The organism is Streptomyces sp., assembly GCF_050698815.1.
Classification (GTDB): domain Bacteria; phylum Actinomycetota; class Actinomycetes; order Streptomycetales; family Streptomycetaceae; genus Streptomyces.
On sequence record NZ_JBOHCV010000562.1, the window covers coordinates 1 to 6,270 of the forward strand.

6 protein-coding genes are annotated in these 6,270 nt (G+C 70.7%); 2 read left to right on the forward strand and 4 right to left on the reverse strand.

From position 1 onward, the window contains the following. Window positions 1–205 precede the first annotated feature (205 nt). Both ACRDP3_RS20250 and ACRDP3_RS20255 read right to left on the reverse strand, forming a co-directional pair. A complete protein-coding gene (locus tag ACRDP3_RS20250; protein ID WP_431518391.1) occupies window positions 206–1,549 on the reverse strand; it encodes a sensor histidine kinase in 1,344 nt (447 codons plus the stop codon). After that, entirely contained in the window at window positions 1,542–2,207 is a 666-nt protein-coding gene (locus tag ACRDP3_RS20255) for a response regulator transcription factor (RefSeq protein ID WP_431518392.1), read from the reverse strand. The genes ACRDP3_RS20250 and ACRDP3_RS20255 overlap by 8 nt, the downstream gene beginning before the upstream one ends. Window positions 2,208–2,314: 107 nt before the next feature. Here ACRDP3_RS20255 and ACRDP3_RS20260 point away from each other — a divergent pair, with 107 nt between their 5' ends. Continuing rightward, the gene (locus tag ACRDP3_RS20260; RefSeq protein WP_431518393.1) at window positions 2,315–2,875 is read left to right on the forward strand and encodes a PepSY domain-containing protein; all 561 of its coding nucleotides are present in this window, start codon (window positions 2,315–2,317) and stop codon (window positions 2,873–2,875) included. A 230-nt stretch (window positions 2,876–3,105) separates the two neighbouring features. Here the strand turns inward: ACRDP3_RS20260 and meaB are convergent, their stop codons facing one another. Beyond that, a complete protein-coding gene (gene meaB / locus ACRDP3_RS20265; protein WP_431518394.1) occupies window positions 3,106–4,065 on the reverse strand; it encodes a methylmalonyl Co-A mutase-associated GTPase MeaB in 960 nt (319 codons plus the stop codon). 76 nt (window positions 4,066–4,141) lie between these two features. Further along, the gene (locus tag ACRDP3_RS20270) at window positions 4,142–5,353 is read right to left on the reverse strand and encodes an acetyl-CoA C-acetyltransferase (RefSeq protein WP_431518396.1); all 1,212 of its coding nucleotides are present in this window, start codon (window positions 5,351–5,353) and stop codon (window positions 4,142–4,144) included. 188 nt (window positions 5,354–5,541) lie between these two features. Between ACRDP3_RS20270 and mce the strand changes: the two genes are divergently transcribed. After that, window positions 5,542–6,006: a methylmalonyl-CoA epimerase gene (gene mce, locus ACRDP3_RS20275; protein ID WP_431518395.1), complete on the forward strand. Its 465-nt coding sequence runs from the start codon at window positions 5,542–5,544 to the stop codon at window positions 6,004–6,006. The last annotated feature ends 264 nt before the right edge of the window (window positions 6,007–6,270 follow it).

Consider the following 6,270-nt stretch of genomic DNA (forward strand, 5'->3'; position numbering starts at 1 on the left):
AACCTTTGCCCTGTCGCGCCGCCCATCACGCACTCCCCCAGCCTTCGGCCGGGAGGTGCCCCCACGCCGCGTTGGCCAAAAGCCCTGGTAGCTCCGCTACAAGGACTTCCGGCCGCCTTGCGATCGCGTCCCCTGGGCCTGCGGCCCGGGGAGACCCCATAACTGGACGACGCTCCTCAACGGGCAAACATTGCCGGTCACGGCACTAACCCTTCGGCAACCGCAGCACGAACGAAGACCCACCCGCGACCCGCAGCGTCCCACCGTGCCGCTCCGCCACGTCACGGGCGATGGCCAGCCCCAGACCGGCCCCGCCCTCCTCACGGCTGCGCGCCTCGTCGAGCCGTACGAACCGCTCGAAGATCCGCTCCCGCTCCCCCTCCGGCACCCCGCTCCCGTCGTCGGAGACCTCCAGCTCCACCCACTCACCCGCAGCCCGCACGGCGACCCTGACCTCCGAGGCGGCGTGCCGCTGCGCGTTGTCCAGCAGATTCCGCACGACGCGCCCCAACTGCCCCGGCGACCCGGTCACTTCACCCTCGTCCAGCTCCCCCACCCGCACCGGACGCGGCCGGCGCTCCGCCACCGCCTCCCGGACCAGCGCACCGAGCGCCACCCGCCCCTCCCCCGGCCGCTCCCCGGCGTCCAGCCGGGCCAGCAGCAGCAGATCGGCCGCCAGTTCCTGCAGCCGCACGGTGTCCCGCACCGCCCCGTCCACGTCCAGCAGCTCCGGATGCGCCGCCCCCACCTCCAGCTGCGTACGAAGCGAGGCGATAGGACTCCGCAGCTCATGCGACACGTCCGCGACGAACCGCCGCTGCCGCTCGACCGAAGACTCCAGAGCAGCGAGGGTCTCGTTCGTCGTACGGGCGAGCCGGGCAACTTCGTCCCGGGCCTGCGGCTCCGGCACCCGCCGCGACAGATCGGTGCTCGCCATGATCCCGGCCAGCTCTCCCCGAATACCTTCCACCGGCCGCAGCGCCCGCCGCGTCACCAGCCACGTCACCCCTGCCACCACCGCCAACAAGGCAGGCAGCCCGAGCAGCATCGCCCGCGTCACCGACGACACGGCCTCCTGCTGATCCTCCAGCGAGGCCCCCGCGTACACCGTCACGGGCGTCCCGTCCCGGAGGGTGCTCTGCACCGCCACGACCGAGAAGTCCCCCGTGCCGCCGTCCTCGAGGGGCAACGCGAGAACCTCCTCCTCGCTCTCCCCCTCGACGTCCTCGTCCCCCTCCACCCGGTTGAAGTCGGCGATCGGCCCCCGCCCCCGCAACGTCTCGTCCGACCCGAGCACGTTCCCGCCCGCCCCCACGACCTGCGCCGGCTCGTCCTCGTCGAGCCCGTCCACCTCACCCACCCCGCCCGCGTCCACGCGGGACACCTCCGCGCCCACCGCACGGGCGGCGTTCTCGGCCTCCAGCCGGGCGTTGTCGGCCAGTCCGCCCCGCAGCACCGCCACCACGGCGATCCCGGCGGCGACCAGCGCCACAGCGACCACCAGCGTCGCCCCCCAAGCCGCGCGCGCCCGTACCGACCCCCTACGCACCGGCGTCCACCAGCCGGTATCCGGCGCCCCGCACCGTGACGATCCAGCCCGCCCCGAGCTTGCGCCGCAGCGCGCTGATGTACACCTCGACGATGTTCACGTCACCCTCGTACGCGAAGTCCCAGACGTGCTCCAGCACTTCCGCCTTGGACACGACATCCCCGGCCCGCACCGCCAGGTGCTCCAGCACCGCGAACTCCTTCGCGGTCACCGTGACCTCCCGCTCCCCCACCATCACCCGCCGACTACCCGGATCAACGACCAGCTCCCCCACCGTCAACACCGCCCGCGCACCCCGCGTCCGCCGCCGCAGCAACGCCCGCACCCTGGCGACGAGCACCACGTACGAGAACGGCTTGGTCAGATAGTCATCCGCCCCGGTATCAAGTCCCTCGGCCTCGTCGTACTCGCCATCCTTCGCGGTCAGCATCAGCACCGGCGTCTCATCCCCCGCCGCACGCAAAGCTCCACACACGCGGTAGCCGTTCATCCCAGGCAGCATGATGTCGAGAACGATCAGGTCGTAGTCACCCTCACTCGCCCGGTGCAGCCCCTCGGTCCCGTCGTGCACGACATCGACGGCGAAGCCCTCCGCGGTCAGCCCGCCGGCCAGCGACCGGGCGAGCCGCCGCTCATCCTCCACGATCAGCAAGCGCATGGCCCCACTCTCCCCCATCGCACCTGAAGTGATCTTCAGGTGACTTCAGCCTGCGTTCAGCATCGCCCCGCCACTCTCGGAGCATCACAAACAGCTCGGGAGGAACCATGAAGCGCAAGATCGCCATCGCCACCATCACCGCCACCGCCCTGATCGGCGCGGGCGGAGTGGTAGCCGCAGCCGACGGCGAAGCCCAGCAGGCGACCAAGACCTCCTCCGTCCAGGACGACGACACCCGGGACGCCAAGCAGGCCAAGACGACGGCCGCCGAAGCAGCAGCCGCAGCCCAGAAGTCCGCCCCCGGCACCGTCACCGGCATCGAGCTGGACGACGAAAAGAACAACGTGGTCTGGGAGGTCGAGCTCACCAAGGGCAACACGTCCCACGAGGTCACGCTGGACGCGGCGACGAACAAGGTCATCAGCGACCACAAGGAGCAGGACGACGACGAAGCGTCCCCCACCCAGCTGTCAGCGGCAGAGGCGGCCCGCGCGGCAGCCGCTCACGGCACGGTGACGTCGGTCGACCTGGAGGACGACGCCAAGAAGCCGGCCTGGGAGGTCGAGACGCTGAAGAACGGCAAGGAACACGAGCTGACGGTCGACACGAAGACCGGCAAGGTAACCCAGGAGCGGAACGACGAGTCCGAAGACACCGACGACGACTAAGAGAGCGCACCCCACCCCCGCACCCACCACCGACGCGAGGCGCCGGGGCCGGAGGGGAGGGGTGGTCGTACTGGGACACTCAAGCGTTATTTTCGGCCTGGCATCAACGTCACGTCCAAACTGACGTCGACGGTGCCAGGCCGTAAATAATGCCGTCCCAGTACGGCCGCGCCGGACCGCAGGCCCCGGCGCCGCCCGCACACGACGAACCGCACCGACCAACCCCAGCGCTACCCCTCGGTCACCCCGGCAACCAACTCGTCCGCCGCCGCATACGGATCAAGGAAGCCCCCGACGACCCGCTCCGCCAGCGCGTCGAGCCGCTGCCCGCCCCGCAGCTCCCCCATCCGCTCCCGCAGCGCCGTCACTGCGATCGTCTCGATCTCATGGGCGGCCCGTCGTGCCCGCCGCTCGGCGAGCACGCCACGCTCCTCCATCCACGCGCGGTGCTTCTCCAGCGCCTCCATGACCTCGTCGATGCCCTCCCCGCGCGCCGCCACCGTCTTGACGATGGGAGGCCGCCAGTCACCGGGCGCCCGTGCCTCGCCGAGCGCCAGCATGTGGTTGAGTTCGCGGGCGGTCGCGTCCGCCCCGTCCCGGTCGGCCTTGTTCACGACGTACACGTCGCCGATCTCCAGGATCCCGGCCTTCGCCGCCTGGATCCCGTCCCCCATCCCAGGGGCGAGCAGCACCACGCTCGTATCCGCCTGCGCCGCGATCTCGACCTCGCTCTGCCCCACCCCCACGGTCTCGACGAGCACGACGTCGCACCCGGCCGCGTCCAGCACGCGGATCGCCTGCGGGGCGGCCCAGGCGAGCCCGCCCAGGTGCCCACGGGTGGCCATGGAGCGGATGTAGACGCCGGGATCGGAGGCGTGCTCACCCATCCGCACCCGGTCCCCGAGCAGCGCACCGCCCGAGAAGGGCGAGGAGGGGTCGACGGCGAGAATCCCGACCCGCTTCCCGGCCCGCCGGTACGCGGAGACCAGCGCAGAGGTGGAAGTCGACTTGCCGACTCCCGGCGAACCGGTCAGCCCGACCACGTATGCGTTGCCGCAGCGCGGAGCGAGCGCCGCCATGACCTCGCGCAGGTAGGGCGACGCGCCCTCCACGAGAGAGATCAGCCGGGCCACCGCCCGCGGCCGGCCCTCCCTCGCCTGTTCCACCAGCCCGGGAACGTCTACCGCCACCTGCCGCACTCCTCTGCTCTCTGCAAACCCGACCCGCACCCGCCGCCGCGCACCCGCCGCCCCGCACCCGCAGGACCTACTTCTCCGGCACGGACCCCGGCACGGGCACCCGCACCACGAGCGCGTCCCCCTGCCCACCGCCGCCGCACAGCGCGGCAGCGCCCACGCCGCCACCCCGCCGCCGCAGTTCGAGCGCGAGGTGCAGCACGATACGCGCGCCGGACATCCCGATCGGATGACCGAGGGCAATCGCACCGCCGTTGACGTTCACCTTTTCGGGGCTGACGCCCAGGTCCTTCGTTGACTGCACGGCGACGGCGGCGAACGCCTCGTTGATCTCGATCAGATCGAGCTGGTCGACGCTCAACTCCGCACCGGTGGCCGCACCGTCCTTCGCCAGCGCGTGCTGGATCGCGCGGGAGGGCTGCGACTGGAGGGAGTTGTCGGGCCCGGCCACGTTCCCGTGCCCGCCGATCTCCGCGAGCCATTCCAGGCCCAGTTCCTCGGCCTTGGCCTTGCTCATGACGACGACCGCCGCCGCACCGTCCGAGATCTGGGAGGCCGAGCCGGCCGTGATGGTCCCGTCCTTGGCGAAGGCGGGCCGCAGCTTGCCCAGCGATTCGGCGGTGGTCTCACCGCGAATGCCCTCGTCCTGGCTGAAGACGACGGGCTCGCCCTTGCGCTGCGGGATCTCCACCGGCGTGATCTCGGCCTCGAAGAGACCGTTCTTCTGCGCGGCGGCGGCGCGCTGATGGGACCGCGCGGCGACCTCGTCCTGCTCGGGCCGGGCGATCCCCAGCCGGGTGTTGTGCTTCTCCGTGGAGGCGCCCATGGCGATGTTCTCGAAGGAGTCGGTCAGCCCGTCGTGCGCCATGGCGTCGAGCATTTCGACGGCACCGTACTTGTACCCGTCGCGGGACTTGGGCAGCAGGTGCGGCGCGTTCGTCATGGACTCCTGGCCGCCCGCGACGATGATGTCGAACTCCCCGGCCCGTACGAGCTGGTCGGCGAGCGCGATCGCGTCGAGGCCGGAGAGGCAGACCTTGTTGACGGTCAGGGCCGGCACGTTCATCGGGATGCCCGCCTTGACGGCGGCCTGGCGGGCCGGAATCTGGCCCGCCCCGGCCTGCAGCACCTGTCCCATGATCACGTACTCGACCTGGTCGCCGCTGATCCCGGCCCGGTCCAGCGCGGCCTTGATCGCGAAGCCGCCGAGGTCGGCGCCGGAGAAGGACTTGAGGGAGCCGAGCAGCCGCCCCATGGGCGTGCGGGCACCGGAAACGATCACCGAGGTGCTGCTGCTGGACGTACGAGCTGACGTACCGGTCATGAGGGTTCAAGTCCCTTCAGCGGAAGTGCGAAGACGTTAACGAGGGTTATCGCCAATGTACTGAGCGGTACGGCCCGCGGTCACCGGTCGGCCGGTGTGACCGTGCGCACGTTGCGTAACCGAGGTCGAGACGCTGCACTGACTCCATGCTGACGCGTATCGATCACATCGGAATCGCCTGCTTCGACCTGGACGCCACCGTCGACTTCTACCGTGCCACGTACGGCTTCGAGGTGTTCCACACCGAGGTCAACGAGGAGCAGGGGGTCCGCGAGGCCATGCTCCGGATCAACGGCACGGACGACGGCGGGTCCTCGTATCTCCAGTTGCTGGAGCCGGTACGGGAGGACTCCACCGTCGCCAAGTGGCTGGAGCGGCACGGCGAGGGAGTGCACCACATCGCCTTCGGCACGGCCGACGTGGACGGCGATGCCGCGGCGATCCGCGAGAGCGGCGTCCGGGTCCTCTACGACCAGCCGCGGCGCGGCTCCATGGACTCCCGCATCACGTTCCTGCACCCCAAGGACTGTCACGGGGTCCTCACCGAGCTGGTGACCGCCGCGACCTCACCCGGCCTCCCGCCCAACCCCCCGGCCACAACGGACCACTGACGCCCGCTGCTCGGCCCGGTAGAGTGGCCACTCGGCCGGGGCGGGCCTCCACCTCCGGGGGAGGCTGCAGGCCGGGGGACCGGCCGGCGTTCAGCCGATGATCTGACACCATTTCCACGATGAGTCAGTTCACCACGACGACCAGGGGACGGATGGGACCGCGCAGTGCGGGGCTACGACCGCTACGAGGCTGACGACCACCTCTCGCAGTTCGAGGCCGAGATGGAGCGGCTGAAGAAGGAGCGGGAGAAGGCCGTCGACCAT